Genomic DNA, 16,476 nt, shown 5'->3' with positions numbered 1-16,476 from the left:
AGATGCGCATTATGCAACATTCAAGCCAGCCTAAACTAACTCTCCCCATTGATGCCGTCCTCGACGACCTCAAACAAGCCTTGCGCGAACGCCACGAAGTCGTGCTGGAAGCCCCGCCGGGCGCGGGCAAAACCACCCGCGTTCCCTTGGCCTTACTCGATGAGTCGTGGCTTTTGGGCAAAAAAATCCTCATGCTGGAACCGCGTCGTATTGCCGCCCGTTCGTCCGCGCATCGTATGGCGAGTCTGTTGGGGGAAAGTGTTGGGCAAACCGTTGGCTATCGGATGCGCCTCGACAACAAAATCAGCCGCCAGACCCGCATTGAAGTCATTACCGAAGGCATCCTCACCCGCCAGTTGCAGCAAGACCCCTCACTGGACGGCGTTGGTCTGGTCATTTTCGACGAATTCCACGAACGCAATCTGGATTCCGACCTCGCCCTCAGCTTGTGTTTGAAAGGGCGCGAACTCTTCCGCGACGACAGCAATCCGCTGAAACTGCTGGTTATGTCCGCCACTTTGGATAGCATTGCGATTGCCAGCCTGTTGGATGATGCGCCAGTAGTACGCAGCGAAGGCCGCACTTACCCGGTCAACATCCGCTACGGGCAAGCCGCCAAACCCGGCGAACGCATTGTCGAGCGCATGGTTGCTACTTTGCGCCAAGCGTTGAACGAAAATCCTGACAGCAGCATCCTCGCTTTCCTGCCCGGTCAAGGCGAAATTCACCGCACCACCGAAGCCCTCGGCGAATGGTTGGTGGAACGCCGCATCAGTGGTGTGCATTTGCGCCCGATGTACGGCAACCTCACGCTGGACGAACAGCAACAAGCCATTGCCCCGTTAACCGCTGCCCATGCGGGTGAACGTAAAGTCGTACTGGCAACCAATATCGCCGAAACCAGCCTGACCATCGAAGGCGTGGATGTAGTGGTCGATTCGGGGCTGGTACGCGAAGCCCGTTTCGACCCCGGAACCGGCATGACTGGCTTGCACACCACGCGCATTTCCCGCGCCTCCAGCACCCAACGTGCCGGACGAGCAGGGCGGCTTGCTCCCGGTGTGTGTTACCGGCTATGGACGGAAAGCCAGCAAGAACAACTCGCTGCGCACAATACGCCCGAAATCTTACGCGCCGACCTCGCCCCGCTTGCCCTACAACTGCTGCAATGGGGCGTGGATGATCCGACGGAACTGCGCTGGCTGGATGTGCCACCCTCCGGCTTATGGCAACAAGCGTTGGACTTGCTGGAAACACTCGGCGCGATTCAACGCAAGGGCAAAGCCACGGTGCTGACTGCACACGGGCAGGTCATGTGCAATCTGCCGGTACATCCGCGCCTCGCCCACCTGCTGATTTGCGGCGCACAGGCCGGACACCTACAAGCTGCTGCTAACCTTGCCAGCCTGCTTTCCGAGCGTAATCCGCTCAGTCAGGATAATCCCGACATTAGCCAGCCGCTGGAAATACTGGCAGGCAAAACCAAATGTCCGTACCAGCAGCAGGGTTGGTTACAACGCACCCGCCAACTGGCAAATCAGTTCGTGGAACAAATCCGCAACCAGAAATTGCCGGAAAGTGGCGTGAGCTTTTTGCTCCCCGCCACGCAAATCAATGGCTATTTGCTGGCCTGCGCCTACCCCGATCGTATTGCACGGCGGCGGCATTCCGGCGGCTACCAGCTTGCCAACGGTCGCAGTGCGGATTTGCCCGACAAACATGCGCTCGGCAATCAGGCATGGCTGGCGATTGCGGAAGTCAGCAGCATGGTGGGCAAAAGCAGCGACACCATCCGCTCCGCCGCCGCGCTGGATGACAAGCTGTTTGCGAGTGCATTGGCGGATCAGGTGCGCGAGCAAACCGTGGTGGAATGGGATAACAAAGCGGGGCGTTTCATCGCCGAACAACAGCACAAAATCGGCGCGTTGGTGTTACAGCGCAAAGCCCTGCAAGCCGTGCCGGGTGAAGCCAAAAGCACCGCGCTGATTGGTTTCATCCGCAAGCAAGGGCTGGATGTATTGCCTTGGCAGGCGGAGCAGGAACAATGGTGCGCAAGAATCAATCTTTTGCATGGTGTCGAAGCGGAACGAGCATGGCCTGATGTCAGCCGCGCCAACTTGCTGGCAACACTGGAAGATTGGCTTGCCCCGTATCTGAATGCAGTTAATGTGCTGGGTGATTTCAAAAAGCTCGATTTGACCACCATTCTCAGCGGTCTATTGCCGTGGGACATGCAACAACGCCTCGAACAGCTTGCCCCCAAACGCTTGGAAGTGCCTTCCGGTCATGACATCGCTATCGACTACAGCCAGTCGCCGCCGGTACTCGCGGTGAAATTGCAGGAAATGTTTGGTTGCCAACAAACCCCGACCATTGCCAATGGCAGGGTTGCGTTGCTGGTGCATTTGCTGTCTCCGGCGGGCAGGCCGTTGCAGATTACGCAGGATTTGGCGGGGTTTTGGCGCACGTCCTACCATGAGGTGAAAAAGGATATGAAGGGGCGGTATCCCAAGCATCCGTGGCCGGATGATCCCTTGCAGGCGATGGCGACGCGCAAGGTCAAGCGGTTAATGTGAGGCTTGCCGAGACATGCAGGGCAGCAATAAACGCCGGATCGTGTGAAACCACCAGCAATGCACCGGGGTAATCTGCCAGTGTTTGCTCCAGCAAGAGTCGGGAATCCAAATCGAGATGGTTATCGGGTTCATCCAGCAATAGCAAGGTCGGAGCATTCTCACCCACCAGCACTGCCAGCAAGGCTACTTTTAAACGTTCGCCACCGCTCAGTTCCTTCAGCGGTTGCAATGCCTTGTCGCCGCGCAGGCGCAAGCCTGCCAGTTCGGTACGTAGTAGGGTTTCACTGATGTCAGGGTGCAGGCGTTGCAGGTTAGCCAGCGCGGATTCGTGTTCATCCAGCAGGCTGAAGTGCTGATCCAGATACACACAGCGTCCATGCACTTCGCAAACACCTGAAATGGGCTGCTCCAGTCCGGCAATGACGCGCAGCAGGGTAGATTTGCCAGAACCATTCCTGCCTTGGATGTGCCAGCGTTCGCCCTGCTGTACGGTGAGGGTCAGCGGCGCATGGTGTACGTAAGGCAACACCAGTTCGGACAGATGCAGGCACAGGCTGTGATGTGCCGCTTCGGGGGCAGAGCGTAAGGTTTGCGGTTTAATGATTTCCAGCCGGGTTTGGGTTGTGCCTAATTCGGTTGCCAACTGTTCAGCACGTTGCTGGTGTTGTTGCTTGAGTTTGGAAAGCGTGTTTTCTGAGCGATCTTGTTGCGCATCCATCAGCAGTTTGCTTTGCGAACCGGAATGGCGTTGGCGTTCACCCTGTTTGCGGCGATGGGCGGATTTTTCCAACGCAGCCTGTTGTTCCAGTTTCTGTTGCTGGCGGTTGCGTTTGAGCGTTGCCACTTGCTGCTCCGTGGCGGCAACTTGGGCATCGCGGATGGTGTGGTAGATGGCGTAATTGCCGCCGTATTCGTTCAAGCCATGCTGATCCAGCTCCAGAATCCGTTCCACTTGTTGCAGCAATTCGCGGTCATGGGTGGCGACCAATGCGCCTGCCGGGTGTTGGGTTAGCTTCGCCAATAGCCACTGGCGACCTGCGGTATCCAGATGGTTGCTGGGTTCATCCAGTAGCAGGTAGTGATCAGGTTGCAGGAACGCTCGGCACAGTGCCAGCCGGGTTTGTTCACCGCCGCTGAGATGTTGGACGGGTGTCGACAGGGGTAAATCCAGACCTGCTTCATGTAGTTCCTGCTCCCACAAGGCGGGCAGATGCCAACGGTCTTCGACCTGTGCAAAATCTTCCGGGCTGGCTTCGCCGGACTGGATGCGCTCGAAACTGTCATACAACACGCCAACACCGAGGGCATCCGCCAGATTCAAACCTTGCAGGCGTTGCAGTTGCCGCACCCAATAGAACGGCACAAGCCAGCGGATGCTGCCGCTGGTGGGTGGGAAATCTTGCGCGAGTAGGGCAAGTAAGACTGATTTGCCTTGCCCGTTGCGTCCGACCAATCCAGTCAAGCCGTCGGTCAGGGTTGAGGAAAGCGCGGAAAATACCGTTTTGGTATCAAACTGTTGGGTTAGCTGGGAAAATTGGCAGACCACTTGGGTCATAAGGAACTCCTGACTGTATGTCAGGAAGCCTACAGCAGGTGAATTGGCATGGCAATCATGCCAGATTTTTGTTATGAATCTATGGAAACGCTCAACTCCTCCGCCCAACACCCCAACGAAAGTCCCAACGTCCCGCTCTCATCCTCAAACTGCACCAGATAAAACTCCACATCCGGGTATTCCTCATAATGCCCGGTATTGATCAGTACGCCGCGAGTACCCGCTTTGACGACCAGCGCACCTTCGGCGTAGCCCGGAATTTCGCCGTCACTGAACAAGTCAGCAGCAGCAAACACCATGTCACCGGGTTGAATTTGAGCAATATCCATGTCATCTCCGATACAAAAACAAACTCTTACTCCCCCTCTACCGCTTGGCGGGAGAGGGGGCTAGGGGGTGAGGGTCTTCAGGCATACGCCGGAGCAAACGCCTTTTCCGGTTCTTCCACTGGCACGTTATTGGCAGCATCCCAATACGGCGACAGCTTGCGCAGTTGCGCAATAATCGGCGGAACAGCGACGATGACTTTTTCGATTTCGGGCATATTGTTATAACGCGACAGCGAGAAGCGGATCGTGCCATGCGCAGCCGTATAAGGAATGCCCATTGCCCGCATCACGTGCGACGGTTCCAGTGAACCAGACGTACACGCCGAACCGCTCGAAGCCGCAATGCCTTGCTTGTTGAGCATCAGCAAAATCGCTTCACCTTCGATGTATTCAAACGCGATATTGAGCGTATTCGGCAAACAATTGTCCGGGTCGCCAGTCACGAAACAGTTGGGGATCGCAGCCAGCAAGCCTTCCTTGAGGCGGTCACGCATGGCACGCACGCAAATGTTTTCATGCTCCATATGCTCCAGCGCCATTTCCGCCGCCTTACCCAGCGCAACGATGGAAGCCGCATTTTCCGTACCCGCACGCCGACCACGTTCCTGATGCCCACCGCGCAACAGCGGACGGAAACGCGTACCCCGGCGCAAATACAGCACACCAATTCCCTTAGGCGCGTGCAATTTATGCCCAGACACCGACAGCATGTCGATTTTGGTGTCTTTCAAACTCATCGGAATTTTGCCGACGGCTTGTACCGCATCGGTGTGGAACATAATGCCCGCCGCGTTCGCCATTGCAGCCATTTCCACCACCGGGAAATACGTGCCGCTTTCGTTGTTCGCCCACATCGCGGACACAATCGCCACGTTGTCGGTGAGCAATTTGGCGTATTCATCCAGATCCAGCCGCCCTTTGCCGTCTACCTTGAGGTAATGCACGGTGTAGCCGTCTTTTTCCAGATTTTCGCACAGGGTCAGGATGGCAGGATGCTCAACCACAGTGGTGATGATTTCCTTGCGTTCTGGCTGCGCCTTGAGGGCGGAGAGGATCGCGGTGGAATCGGATTCAGTGCCGCACGAGGTGAAAACGATCTCGGAATCGTGTTCCGCACCCAGCAGCTTTTGCACTTGCTTGCGGGCGGCTTTAATCGCCAGCCCGACCTTGTTGCCGAACTGATGGATGGAAGACGGGTTGCCGAACTGCTCGGTGAAATACGGCAGCATGGCTTGCACGACTTCCGGCGACACCATCGTAGTCGCATTGTTATCGAGATAAATACCTTCACTCATAACACCACTCCTTAAAACTTGCCCATTTCAGTGGCAGGCAGCACACGGATGAATTCACCCAAATCTTCCATGACACGCTGTTGCACGCCACCCAAAGTAGCCGCAGCCATTTGGCAACCAGAACACGCGCCACTCAGGTTAACGAAGGCGATTTTCTTGTCGAAATCGACTTCTACCAGTTCGATGTCGCCCCGGTCGGCTTGCAGTTGCGGGCGGATCGCTTCCAAGGTGTGTTCGATGCGGCGCATCCGTTGCAGGTTGGTCAGCGGTGCTTTGGCAGGCTTGACGGGTTCGGGCGGTGGCGGAGGTGCTGCCGCTTCAGTTTCGGCGCGTTCTGCCAACACTTTGTTGAGGATGTTTTCAATGCCTTCAAAACAGGCGGAACAGCCACCACCAGCTTTTGTGTAGAAAGTGACTTCCTGCACGCTGCTGAGGTTGTTGGCGCGAATGGTTTCTTCGATCAACACCGCATCGACCGCGAAACATTTGCAGATTAATGCACCTTCTTCGTGGTCGTCTTTCCATTCCACGCCCCGGAAGTTGGCAACGGCGGCTTGCAAGGCTTCACGACCCATTACCGAGCAGTGCATCTTTTCGGGTGGCAAGCCATCCAAGTAATCGGCAATGTCTTGGTTGGAAATTTTCAACGCCTGATCAACCGTCATGCCTTTGATCATTTCGGTCAGTGCGGAACTGGAAGCAACCGCTGAACCGCAACCGAAAGTCTGGAAACCCGCCGCCTCAATCACTTCCGTTTCGGGGTTGACCTTGAGGGTCAGGCGCAGCGCGTCGCCGCAACTGAGTGAACCTACGTCACCCACGGCATTTGCGCCTGCCGCTGCCCCGGCATTGCGCGGGTTGAAGAAATGGTCTTGCACCTTTTCGGAATAATCCCACATGGCTTGGCTCTCCTGTTCCGGGTTATGCGCTTAGGCTGAGAATGATTTGCCGCAGCCGCAACTGTTAGTGGCATTAGGGTTGTCGAAGCGGAAACCGCTTTCGGTCATGGTGTCGATGAAGTCCACGGTCAGGCCGTCGAGTTTGGGGGCGCTCGCTGGGTCGATGAACAGCGACAGGTTGCCGATGTTGACTTCAAGGTCGTCGGCGGCTTTGGCTTCCACGAGGTTCATGGAATATTGCAGGCCCGAACAGCCACCGCCAGATACGCCAATGCGCAACCCAGCGACTGGGGTTTCAGAATTTTTGATGAAACGCCCCAAGGCTTTCTGGGCTTTTTCTGTCAGTGTGATCATGCGTTATCTCCCGTTGTATGCGTGTTAAGGGAAATATTGCAAACCCTGTGCCAAGTTTATTTGTTATTGATTGTTAAAGGTTTTATTGAAAAGTTGTGCGCGTATGTCGGATTTGGCACAGGCTATCCCGGCGATGTTGTCATCAAGCCGACATTCCGCTGCGGATGGCGTGTGGCGGGAACATGCTGGCAATGTAGCCACTGACCGAATCGCCACGGTGTTTCCAGCGGTTATCGGGTTTGCGGGTAGTGAAATCTGCCAGCGTCAGCCCGCCGAGGAAGTCGCGGATACGGCGGCTCAATTCCGCCCATGCTTGTGCCGCTTCCAGTCCGCGTGTATCCGGGGCATCTGGCGCGATATTTCCGCTCTCATCGCTCAGCGCATCGGTGGCGTAAAGGATGTCGGCAATGCTGATCTGCGCTGCCGGACGTGTCAGCCGATAGCCGCCGCCGACGCCGCGCAAGCCCTCCACCAAACCGTGTTTGCGCAGCCCGCTGAACAGGTGTTCGAGGTAAGAGGTGGAAATGCCCAAATCCTCCGACAATTCGCTGAGGCTGATGGGGGCGGTGTAACGGTCGTGTGCCGCCAGCGACAGCATCGCGGTGATTGAATGTTCGTCTTTGCGGGAAAGTCTCATTGGAGGTGTCCTTGTTGTGCCAATTGGTAAAGGGCGCGTGCCTGTTGGGTGCATTGGGTGCGGATGTTGTCGTCGAGCCGATCCAGCCAGCGGGTGGGGATGTTTTCCAGACCGTACAGTGCTCCGGCAACCATGCCGAGGATTGCGCCCGTGGTATCAGCATCGCCGCCCCGATTGACCACTTCCACCAGTGCCGTTTCAAAACTGTTAGTGGAAAACAGTGCCTGAAACACCGCTTGCAGGGTATCGACGATGTAGCCGCTGGGGTTGTCGCGGCGGCGTTGGCGGTATTCAAACACGGGGTAACGCGCGACCAGTTCGTGCGCCAGTAATTCCAGTTCTGCCAGCGGCTCGCCCAAGATTGCGGCTTGCACCATTTGCAGGATGCATTCCGTGCCCGCATCCGACACGAGGTTGTTGTGCGTGGTGTGGGCTTGTAGGCGCGAGGCGCTTTGCACGTCTGTCCATGACGAATGCAGGGTGGAAAGGGCAACGGGCAGGCAGCGCATACACGCGCCATTGCCTGCGTCGTGTTCACTTTCTGGCATTGCCGTTTGCCGGGTGCGGCGGAATTGCACGATGCCGCGCCGCACGGTGTTGCCGATGTCTTTGGGTTTACCGCGCATCCATTGGCTGAAAGCTTCCGCCACGCTGGTGGGTTCGACTTTGCCCGCAGCAAGGATGGCGTTGCCCAAAGCAAGGCTCATTTCGGTGTCGTCGGTAATTTCGCCCGCTTTGAGTTTCAGCCAGCCGCCGCCGATCATGTTTTTGTGCGTGTCGTACTCGTGACGGATTTCTGCCGGGGTCATGAACTCGACGGTTGCGCCCAAAGCATCGCCGACAGCGAGACCGAGGTAGGCGGCTATGGCGCGTTGCAAGTGTCATCCTCCGGGGCGAAACAGGCAGCGTAATCCACGCACACTTTGCAGGAAGGGGCGCGGCAAACGTAAACACCTTCGCCTTCGCACATCTGTTTGTAGAGGAATTTTTTCCACTTCATGTCTTTAGTATTGCGTTCTGCCAGTGGGCGGAAATTGTCGTGCATCAGCGCGGAAAGTTCCTTGCGCGACCACAGGCCAAGGTCTTGCCACAAATGATCGTTGCCCGTGCAGCCCGCACAGAGGATTTCGGTCATCCAGCCGGAATCGGGGGGAACTTGGCTGACGTTTTGCTGCAATAAGGTGCGCAGGTCGTCGAGTTCCGGCATTCGTGCCGCTTCTAGGTGTTGGGTGACAGTAGGCAGGGGAAGTTGCGGCAGGGTAGGGAAGTGGTAGTCCATCATGCTGCGGAAAATGTCCAACGGCAGGCCGAGGTAGAGCGGCATTGTGCCTTGCCCGCAGAGGGCAGTGGCGTACATCTGCGCTAGCAGGTGCTCGTTAGTGTTGCCCCGACGGTGTTGCATCAGGTAGTCGTAATGATTTTGTTGGTAAGTATGCAATGTTGGCATGGTAGTCATGAGTTACACGTCCGGTATTGGTGCAATCATGAAATATGCAATAAATATGCCACGTATTCGAGGAATGGATGTTGTTCTAGTTTATTGTTTTGTAAAGGTTTCTATTAGATTGAATTGTGGGCGGTGCGGACAGTTTTGCGGCTTTATGTCAGAAGCCGCACAAAACAGCCTGTCTGGTGGTGCGCAGTTTAGCGTAAGGCGTTACGCAACGCAGCGGATGCAACCGGCATACCCCGCAAGTCGACATTGACCGCAAACAGCGGATAACCGCTACGGTCACGCAATACTGCGCTGGTCATGTGCTTGCCCCCTCTCATGGAATCGGTTATTTGTACCGCAGTATGCCTCGGCATGGATTCCCGCTGTTGACGGAACATCCCCGCAATTTCGTTCACCATTTGGTTTACATCAGAGATTTTCATGGTAGCCCCTCTTACTAACTAGTCCCTGTGCCTATCATCAGGCTATGTGCCTGAATTGCCACTGAATAAAAGTTGCTCAGTAGGATGCTGCGACGAACGGTGCTTGGGTGCGGTGAAGGTTTCGATGGTGTGTTTTTTAGAAAGGGATGAATTAGCGCGGGCGCACTTTATTATTTGATGCGGAGTGCGCATCAGGCTGGATATATTACAGAGGGTATTTGCTAATTATTTGCCGGAGCAACTGACGGGTAATCAGTTGCTCTGCGTAAGGCCATATCCTGATTAAATCAGGCAGTCCTGTAAGTCGCCGCCAGCAGCAATCAGCGCTTCAACCCAACCCGGCTTTCTACCACGACCACTCCATGTTTGTTCATGGTTATCTGGGTTGCGGTATTTTGGCAGGACAGCAGCACGTTTTTTGGTAGGGGCTGCTTGCATAACTTCTTCAAGGGTGAAGCCTGCTTTTTCAGCCATGTCTTCAAACGTTTGGCGCAGATCCAATAACTCGGATTCACGGCGACCTTCGATAATGCTTTCAATGCTACCTTTCAGGGCGGCAAGTTCGGCAACGCTTAAACTTGAAATATCAATATTGCTCATAGAGAGACTCCCTAATCTTCAAAAGAACCAACTAACGGCTTAATATCTCAATATTTAAAGAGGTCTGTCAACTGTTTTTACATTCCTGATGATTAAAATAATAAGGCGCTATGGAAATAACCTTGTTTGATTTAGGCACAAGTTATGGGGAATATCGCTTTGCGCTAACGCGGCTCTCGTTTTGGTGCTGACGTTTTACATAGGCGTGTTCGTGTAGAATAGGGCAGGCATGGGTTGCGTTGGGGATTGGCTAAGGTGAGGCAGATTTAGGCATAAAAAAAGCCCAAACACGAATGTTTAGGCTTTTAGATTTGGTGCCGGCACCAAGAGTCGAACTCGGGACCTACTGATTACAAGTCAGTTGCTCTGAATCTGATATGTAATACTCGTTATTGCCTACCTTATATATGAGGTAGTTGTCAAGATGAAACAAGTAATAATAACCATCTGTTCCACCAAGGGTGGGGTCGGAAAAACCACATTGACTGCCAATCTTGGCGGTTTCCTTGCCAGCCTTGGCAACCGTGTCCTTCTCGTGGATGCTGATGTACAACCCGCCTTATCCAGCTACTACGAACTGACCAAGGATACTGGTCATGGGTTAGTGAGGTTACTGACTGCGGGGGATTTGGTCAACACCATCAACACCACATCTGCTGGTTGTGACCTGATCTATTCCGATGACCCGGAAGGGCAGCTACAGGGCTGGATATTAAAAACGGCGGATGGCTGGAGGTACATCAGTTATCGGTTAAACAAACTCAGACCTTCCTATGATTTCATCCTGATCGACACCCAAGGTGCGGTTGGCCCCTTGCAGGATGCAGCCATCTTCGCGGCAGACCTGCTGCTGTCCCCCATCCCCACTGAAACCATGTCAGCACGCGAATTTTTGCGTGGGCTGGTTGGTATGCTGATGCGGCTACGCACGTCATTCTGCAATGCAGGCTTACCAACCCCGCCATTATATGGGGTGTTATACCGGGTTGACCGTACCCGCGATGCTGCAAATGTGGTCAAAGAGATGCGTGGAGCCATGACGGGTGAGTTAGCTGCTGCCATCCAACAGGATGACGGTTGCCCTAACCTAGACATCACCATTATGGATGCAATGATCCCCTCTTTGGTCGCATGGCGGGAGGCTGCGACCCAACAAGTGCCAGTCCATACCCTAGCTAAACACCCTATGGCAAAGCTGTCGCTGATGGCAGTTATTGCTGAACTGGGTTTGCTGCATGAACCCGGCGCAGAGGAGGGGAAAGCATGAGCAGAATTCCTATTTATGGGCTGAAGCAAATCGACTTGGGCGGTACTGTTGTTGAAGCCTTCTTGATGGATGTGCGTGGGTTCTGTGGTAAGCCAGATACCCGCGAATGGTGTGCCGAAATCAATACAAAGAAGAATTGCTGCACTGGTTGGGGGAATACACCAGAGAACGCAGCAGCTAAGGCATTGGCGTGGGAAATAGCCAAAATGGAAGCGGCATTAGCGGAACTTAAGCAGTTACAGCAATCGTTAGGGGAATCCCATGACACAAGCCACTGATGACGCAAGCCTGTTGGAATCTTTGGGCAGGTTGTGCTCGTCGCTGGAGAGTGCGGCAGGCATAGCTGCCGAGGCACACTTTGCCAAGGAGAATGGCTCCAATGACCTAGCCCGCACCCGCCTGAATGCAATCAAAACCAGCCTACAGGATTTGCCAGCCGATATTGAACGGCTGCTATCTGCCATGCCAACGGACATGAACACGTACACCGACTTGGGTGGTAGCTCCCGCACCGCTGGAAAAATGGTATGGCGGGAAAATGGGCGCTACTGGAAGCCATCCGACCCCGCTGATGACGCAGCGGGTGAATGGCTGCCCTGTAGCCTGTATTCGGTCGGCACGGATGAAGATGGCGACGACATCACCGTTTGGTTGGATGGCAACAGGCAGGAGGTCAAGGCATGAACGGAGCAAAAACCCCCAAACGCACATGCACCCCACATCCTGTCATCCGCCTGACCAAAAAGCAAAAGCAAGACATTGCTGGGCAACTCAAAGGCATGACGCTGGCTGGGGCAATGGCCTTGGCCTTAAAAGATGAAGGCCGCTTTAAGGCCATCAATGACCGCCAGCAAGCCATCATCCAAGCATTAGGGGTGTTAGGGATAGACGTGAAAGAGTGGAAATCATGAATGAAGCAAAAGAAGTGGCACTGACCATTGAAATCCCGGAATGGGCAATTGGCTGGTTCCAAACCTTTGTTGACCGTTCCTATTTTGACACTTTCAAGGACTTGGCTGAGAACTTTGATGAGGAAGAGGCATACCAGTTGCGTAATGCCGTTTATGCGGTCAATGCCGCAATTATAAAAGCAAGGGGGCACAAAGCATGACAGAGGAAGCCAAAAAGAAAAGCAGCTTGTTCGCAGGGCATTTCGGCAAACCCGGAAACATCCCGCCACCCGGCGACCCGATACAGGTCACGACGATGGTGGTAGATGTTGACCGGATTTCATTTTTTACTGGGAACCCCCGGCGTTCCCCCAATGAGAAATACGCAGAAATCAAGGAATCCATCCGGGACACTGGCTTGGATAACCCGCTGCCAATCAGCCGCAGACCCGATGACCCGGTAGGCCACTACATTATCTATAAGGGTGGCAACACCCGCTTGCGGGCATTGAAAGAACTGTGGGAGGAAACCAAAGACCAACAGTTCCTAAAAGTCCGCTGTGAGTTCCATCCCTTCGTTTCCGACACCGACGCGCTGATTGCGCACCTGCGGGAAAATGACCTGAGGGGCGGGATGACATTTATTGATAGGGCATTGGCAGTACAGGATGCCAAAACAAGGTTGGAGGCAGAGTTGGGGGAAGTGCTGTCACAGCGGAAGTTGGAAGCCGCTCTCAAGGAACGTGGTTTTCCCATTAGCCACGGCATGATTGTTAAGTTGGATTATGCGGCAAAGCTAAATGCGTTCATCCCAACAGCATTGAAGTCTGGGGCAGGGAAACTCCAAATTGAGCGGTTGCAGAAACTTGAAAAAGCCGCTTTGGCGGTTTGGCGTTTCCACGGCAATCATGGCAATCGTCATGGCATTGAACAGCAGTTCCGCGACACAGTATTTGCCCCAGCATTGTCTGGCGGGGACAGCGAGTCGTGGACATACGAGATTGCCGAAGCGGCGGTACGGCTGCGGGTATTGGCGGCACTGCCACAAGGTACAGACCGTGACGCCGTGCAGGCCAGCTTCAAGCTGGCGCTGGATGGCAAGGAACTGAAATTGCCAGAGCCAACCCCTGAACCAGAACCAGCCCCCGCACCAGCACATACCTTTGCCCCGCAGCCAGAACCCGCCTATGCGCCGTTAGACCAGTACAGTTTGTTGGATAGGGGTGGGACATCAGGCAAGCCAGCCGCCACCCAAGCCCCCGAACCTGCCGATGATGGCGGAATCCGTATCGAAGGTGGTGGGGACAATATGCCGTGGGGCAGCAACCTTGACGATGATAATGAACTTGAGGAATGGATGCCCCACGCGCCGCAGCGGAAAGAAGTGGTGGTTGAGGGGAATGGGCGTTGGATGGACAAGGTTGGCAGGTTGCGGGAGCGCAACTACCAGCTTGCCTGTCAATTGGCGGATGGCTACGTGCCACAGGGGAGCCAGTCCATTAGCCAACTGAACGTTGGCTACGGCTTCATTCTCCATGACGTGTTCAGCCCAGAATACACAGCACCACTGTGGGAACGCCTGAATGGTGCAGACAACGAAAAATATAGCAATGAAGAAAAGCATGAAGCCAACTTAGTGCTAATGCACGCAGCCAACCTCTGGTGGTTCCTAGTTGAGGTCAGTGCCACCTTCGTTGATGACCATGCACCGAGGAGCAGTTGCCCGACTGAACTGCTGGAGCAACACGTCCCAGCGGATAGCGTGTTGCGCAATCCCGCCATACTGCAAAAAGTCCATCCGATCCTCCATCCCAAGTTCCGGGGTTGGGGCTGGTGGCAAAAACTACCCGACAAACAACTCGAATGGGCATTTGAACTGATCCGCAACACCAACAGCATCATTGCTGCCGTACTGGGACACAGCAAAGAAACAGGTAATGCCAGTACATGGGAGCTTATCGCATGAACACTGAGGTGGATACTGGGGATACCGCCGCCATCCGCCAAGTGTTGGCGGCTGTCTTGGATGTCACCCAGAAGCGGTTGGATACTGCCCAACGGCAACGGCTGGGCGGTTTGCCCCACCCCCTACAAGACCGTATCTACAACAAAATAAAAGAATTACTGAAAGTTTCGGCACTCAAACAACTGGACTACTGTTTCCAAGTGAACATCAACCCAATAGCCTTTGAGCGGCTAGTGTTGGCAGAACAGGAGGCATGGGAGGCTGAAACAGGGCAGGGTGCACTGGTACGGCAGCTTATCCAAGGTGGTGCATCATTATCCATGCTCAAGACACTGTTGGGCATCAGCAGCCAGACGTTTAGCGACATCCGCAAAGCATTGGGCATGGACGGCACTGCCAATACCAGCCCACCGATGGATGAGCTTGGTGCTGCCAACCTGTACCGGGAATGGGAAATGATCGGCAAGCCAGTCACTGTTGAAGGTTTCCTGCATTTGCACCAAACCAGCGGGCAACCCTACCGGGTACTGTGGGGGTTGGTGCAGGATTGGCAGCACGCCATCCAACAGCGCGGCACTGCCAAGCGTAAGGCCAAGGGGTAGCCGCCGATGCAAGGGATGCAGGCTTATCTGCAACAGATGGTGGAACGCAGCAGTTCCACCCTGCTAGACCGGGACGGCAAACCATCGGTTGAGGGGTTGCTATTCTTGGGAAACCCGCAATTGGTGTTCCCGCGCCTGCTGTTTGAAGACCCTGTACTGGAACCTGTAGACCGCAACGTATGGGCAGCGGTCAAGCTGGCAGCAGCCAGCGGTGATTCCATCACTGCCTTTCCCAGTTACAGGGAGTTGATGTTACGTTGCAATGTCGGCTCTAAAGCCACCATTGCCCGCAGCATATCCATCTTGCGTTCCACCCGTTGGCTGACCGTCTGCAAGGCAAGGCTACGTGATGCCAATGGGCGGGTCAGGGGCAACATTTACGCCTTACATGACGAACCGCTGCAATTGGCGGAAACCTTGGAATTGGATGACCACTATATCGACTGGCTGGAAGGGAGTGCTGACGGCAAGCACACCCCCCACCGCCGTGCCATCGCCATTGCAGATCGGGTGTTGGTAGATATACGGGCGCAATTGCGGGCGGGTGAGGACATCACCCGGCTGGAAATGCCAATTCCGCGCCGCATCCAAGCAATGGAGAGTGCCGCCCTGACGGCAAACGGTGAAAATCCAGTCGGCCCATTCTTTGCTTTGAGCGCTGAGAGCATCATGGAAATCGCTGATAGATGTTACTTGAAAGCGGGAATCCTAGTGGGAAACACCCAAGAAACACTAAGTACAGTTACTGTACCCGGTGTACCCAGTGGTGAACCTGCCGAAAATCGCGGAAATCAGGGGGGTGGGTACAGTAACTGTACCGGGGGGGTGAGTACAGTTACTGTACCGCGTAGTAGTAAGTATTTAAAGAAAGAAGAAAATACTACTACCTACCCTGTAGTAACTACGGAGGTAGGGGGCAGTACAGTTACTGGACTGACATGGCCTACCAACCTGACCCGCAACGACAAAGGAGTGGTCAGGTTGCAACTGGGGACAATCCCCCAGCAACACCACCAACCCGTACTGGATGCGCTGGCAGCCAAATTGTCATCCGTTGCCAATGGCAAATCCCAACCGTTCACTTCTAACATTCTGGCCTACACCCGCAAGCTCTGCGAACTGGTGGTGGTTGGCAAGCTGAACCCTGTACCAACCATTGCACCCATCGCACCTACCCCACCGGATAACCCCGATACCCCGCCACAAACGCCAGAGACGGTTGACCGCGCAGTGAAAGCACTCGCGTGCCAATTGTCCAATGCCAGCGCAGAAGCCAAACGTATGAAGCAGTTGGCAGCAGCGGACAGCCGTTTGGCTGGGGCAGCGCTGGAGGCTGAGGAACTGTGGAAAGGACTGAGTCAGCGCTACACGGAACTGAAGCAGGTGCAGATACAAATGCAGGGGCGGGTATTGCACTGATGCAGCCGACTGTTCTTGCAAGACCAGATGGCAGGATACTGGAAGTAGAAATTAGGCAGGTGGTTCCCTAGGAACCAGTTGGGTAGAAATTAGGCAGGTGGTTCCCTAGGAACCAGTTGGGTAGAAATTAGGCAGGTGGTTCCCTAGGAACCAGTTGGGTAGAAATTAGGCAGGTGGTTCCCTAGGAACCAGTTGGGTAGAAATTAGGC

The 16,476-nt window shown here is 54.8% G+C and carries 19 protein-coding genes; 9 read left to right on the top strand and 10 right to left on the bottom strand.

What is annotated here, in order from left to right:
• Positions 1-11: 11 nt before the first annotated feature.
• Positions 12-2,576, top strand: a complete 2,565-nt coding sequence (gene hrpB, locus PHE17_RS15135; protein ID WP_301016735.1) for an ATP-dependent helicase HrpB — start codon at positions 12-14, stop codon at positions 2,574-2,576.
• Here hrpB and PHE17_RS15130 read toward each other — a convergent pair.
• From PHE17_RS15130 to PHE17_RS15085, 10 genes are all read right to left on the bottom strand, one after another.
• On the bottom strand, positions 2,560-4,131 hold the full coding sequence (locus tag PHE17_RS15130) for an ATP-binding cassette domain-containing protein (protein ID WP_301016734.1): 1,572 nt from the start codon (positions 4,129-4,131) through the stop codon (positions 2,560-2,562). The two genes, hrpB and PHE17_RS15130, sit on opposite strands and share 17 nt — an antisense overlap.
• A 71-nt stretch (positions 4,132-4,202) precedes the next feature.
• On the bottom strand, positions 4,203-4,460 hold the full coding sequence (locus tag PHE17_RS15125; protein WP_301016733.1) for a nitrogen fixation protein NifZ: 258 nt from the start codon (positions 4,458-4,460) through the stop codon (positions 4,203-4,205).
• Positions 4,461-4,537: 77 nt separating this feature from the next.
• Positions 4,538-5,755, bottom strand: coding sequence for a cysteine desulfurase NifS (nifS, locus tag PHE17_RS15120; protein ID WP_301016732.1), 1,218 nt, complete (start codon positions 5,753-5,755; stop codon positions 4,538-4,540).
• Positions 5,756-5,766: 11 nt separating this feature from the next.
• Positions 5,767-6,654, bottom strand: a complete 888-nt coding sequence (nifU, locus tag PHE17_RS15115) for a Fe-S cluster assembly protein NifU (RefSeq protein WP_301016731.1) — start codon at positions 6,652-6,654, stop codon at positions 5,767-5,769.
• 30 nt (positions 6,655-6,684) lie between these two features.
• The gene (locus PHE17_RS15110) at positions 6,685-7,008 is read right to left on the bottom strand and encodes an iron-sulfur cluster assembly accessory protein (protein ID WP_301016730.1); all 324 of its coding nucleotides are present in this window, start codon (positions 7,006-7,008) and stop codon (positions 6,685-6,687) included.
• Positions 7,009-7,150: 142 nt separating this feature from the next.
• A complete protein-coding gene (locus PHE17_RS15105) occupies positions 7,151-7,645 on the bottom strand; it encodes an Rrf2 family transcriptional regulator (RefSeq protein ID WP_301016729.1) in 495 nt (164 codons plus the stop codon).
• Complete coding sequence (gene draG, locus PHE17_RS15100; protein ID WP_301016728.1) at positions 7,642-8,523, bottom strand: ADP-ribosyl-[dinitrogen reductase] hydrolase; 882 nt, start codon at positions 8,521-8,523, stop codon at positions 7,642-7,644. The genes PHE17_RS15105 and draG overlap by 4 nt, the downstream gene beginning before the upstream one ends.
• A complete protein-coding gene (locus PHE17_RS15095) occupies positions 8,508-9,101 on the bottom strand; it encodes a nitrogen fixation protein NifQ (protein ID WP_301016727.1) in 594 nt (197 codons plus the stop codon). The genes draG and PHE17_RS15095 overlap by 16 nt, the downstream gene beginning before the upstream one ends.
• Before the next feature lie 188 nt (positions 9,102-9,289).
• Positions 9,290-9,523, bottom strand: coding sequence for a hypothetical protein (locus PHE17_RS15090; RefSeq protein ID WP_301016726.1), 234 nt, complete (start codon positions 9,521-9,523; stop codon positions 9,290-9,292).
• A gap of 282 nt (positions 9,524-9,805) precedes the next feature.
• Positions 9,806-10,123 (bottom strand): H-NS histone family protein, encoded by a 318-nt coding sequence (locus PHE17_RS15085; protein WP_301016725.1) that lies wholly within the window; start codon positions 10,121-10,123, stop codon positions 9,806-9,808.
• 424 nt (positions 10,124-10,547) lie between these two features.
• Here PHE17_RS15085 and PHE17_RS15080 point away from each other — a divergent pair, with 424 nt between their 5' ends.
• From PHE17_RS15080 to PHE17_RS15045, 8 genes are read left to right on the top strand one after another with little or no spacing between them, the layout of a single operon-like run.
• Entirely contained in the window at positions 10,548-11,390 is an 843-nt protein-coding gene (locus tag PHE17_RS15080) for a ParA family protein (RefSeq protein ID WP_301016724.1), read from the top strand.
• Positions 11,387-11,668, top strand: a complete 282-nt coding sequence (locus PHE17_RS15075) for a hypothetical protein (protein WP_301016723.1) — start codon at positions 11,387-11,389, stop codon at positions 11,666-11,668. Before PHE17_RS15080 ends, PHE17_RS15075 begins: the two co-directional genes overlap by 4 nt.
• Positions 11,652-12,074: a hypothetical protein gene (locus PHE17_RS15070; protein WP_301016722.1), complete on the top strand. Its 423-nt coding sequence runs from the start codon at positions 11,652-11,654 to the stop codon at positions 12,072-12,074. The genes PHE17_RS15075 and PHE17_RS15070 overlap by 17 nt, the downstream gene beginning before the upstream one ends.
• Positions 12,071-12,301: a hypothetical protein gene (locus PHE17_RS15065; RefSeq protein ID WP_301016721.1), complete on the top strand. Its 231-nt coding sequence runs from the start codon at positions 12,071-12,073 to the stop codon at positions 12,299-12,301. Before PHE17_RS15070 ends, PHE17_RS15065 begins: the two co-directional genes overlap by 4 nt.
• On the top strand, positions 12,298-12,501 hold the full coding sequence (locus PHE17_RS15060) for a hypothetical protein (protein ID WP_301016720.1): 204 nt from the start codon (positions 12,298-12,300) through the stop codon (positions 12,499-12,501). The genes PHE17_RS15065 and PHE17_RS15060 overlap by 4 nt, the downstream gene beginning before the upstream one ends.
• Positions 12,498-14,246: a ParB family protein gene (locus PHE17_RS15055; protein ID WP_301016719.1), complete on the top strand. Its 1,749-nt coding sequence runs from the start codon at positions 12,498-12,500 to the stop codon at positions 14,244-14,246. The genes PHE17_RS15060 and PHE17_RS15055 overlap by 4 nt, the downstream gene beginning before the upstream one ends.
• Positions 14,243-14,848 (top strand): STY4526/YPO1902 family pathogenicity island replication protein, encoded by a 606-nt coding sequence (locus tag PHE17_RS15050; RefSeq protein ID WP_301016718.1) that lies wholly within the window; start codon positions 14,243-14,245, stop codon positions 14,846-14,848. Before PHE17_RS15055 ends, PHE17_RS15050 begins: the two co-directional genes overlap by 4 nt.
• A gap of 6 nt (positions 14,849-14,854) precedes the next feature.
• On the top strand, positions 14,855-16,267 hold the full coding sequence (locus PHE17_RS15045; RefSeq protein ID WP_301016717.1) for an STY4528 family pathogenicity island replication protein: 1,413 nt from the start codon (positions 14,855-14,857) through the stop codon (positions 16,265-16,267).
• Positions 16,268-16,476 lie beyond the last annotated feature (209 nt).

The organism is Thiothrix sp., from assembly GCF_028714775.1.
GTDB lineage: Bacteria > Pseudomonadota > Gammaproteobacteria > Thiotrichales > Thiotrichaceae > Thiothrix.
The sequence above is the reverse complement of the archived record's forward strand: the minus strand, read 5'-3'. Positions and strand labels throughout refer to the sequence as shown.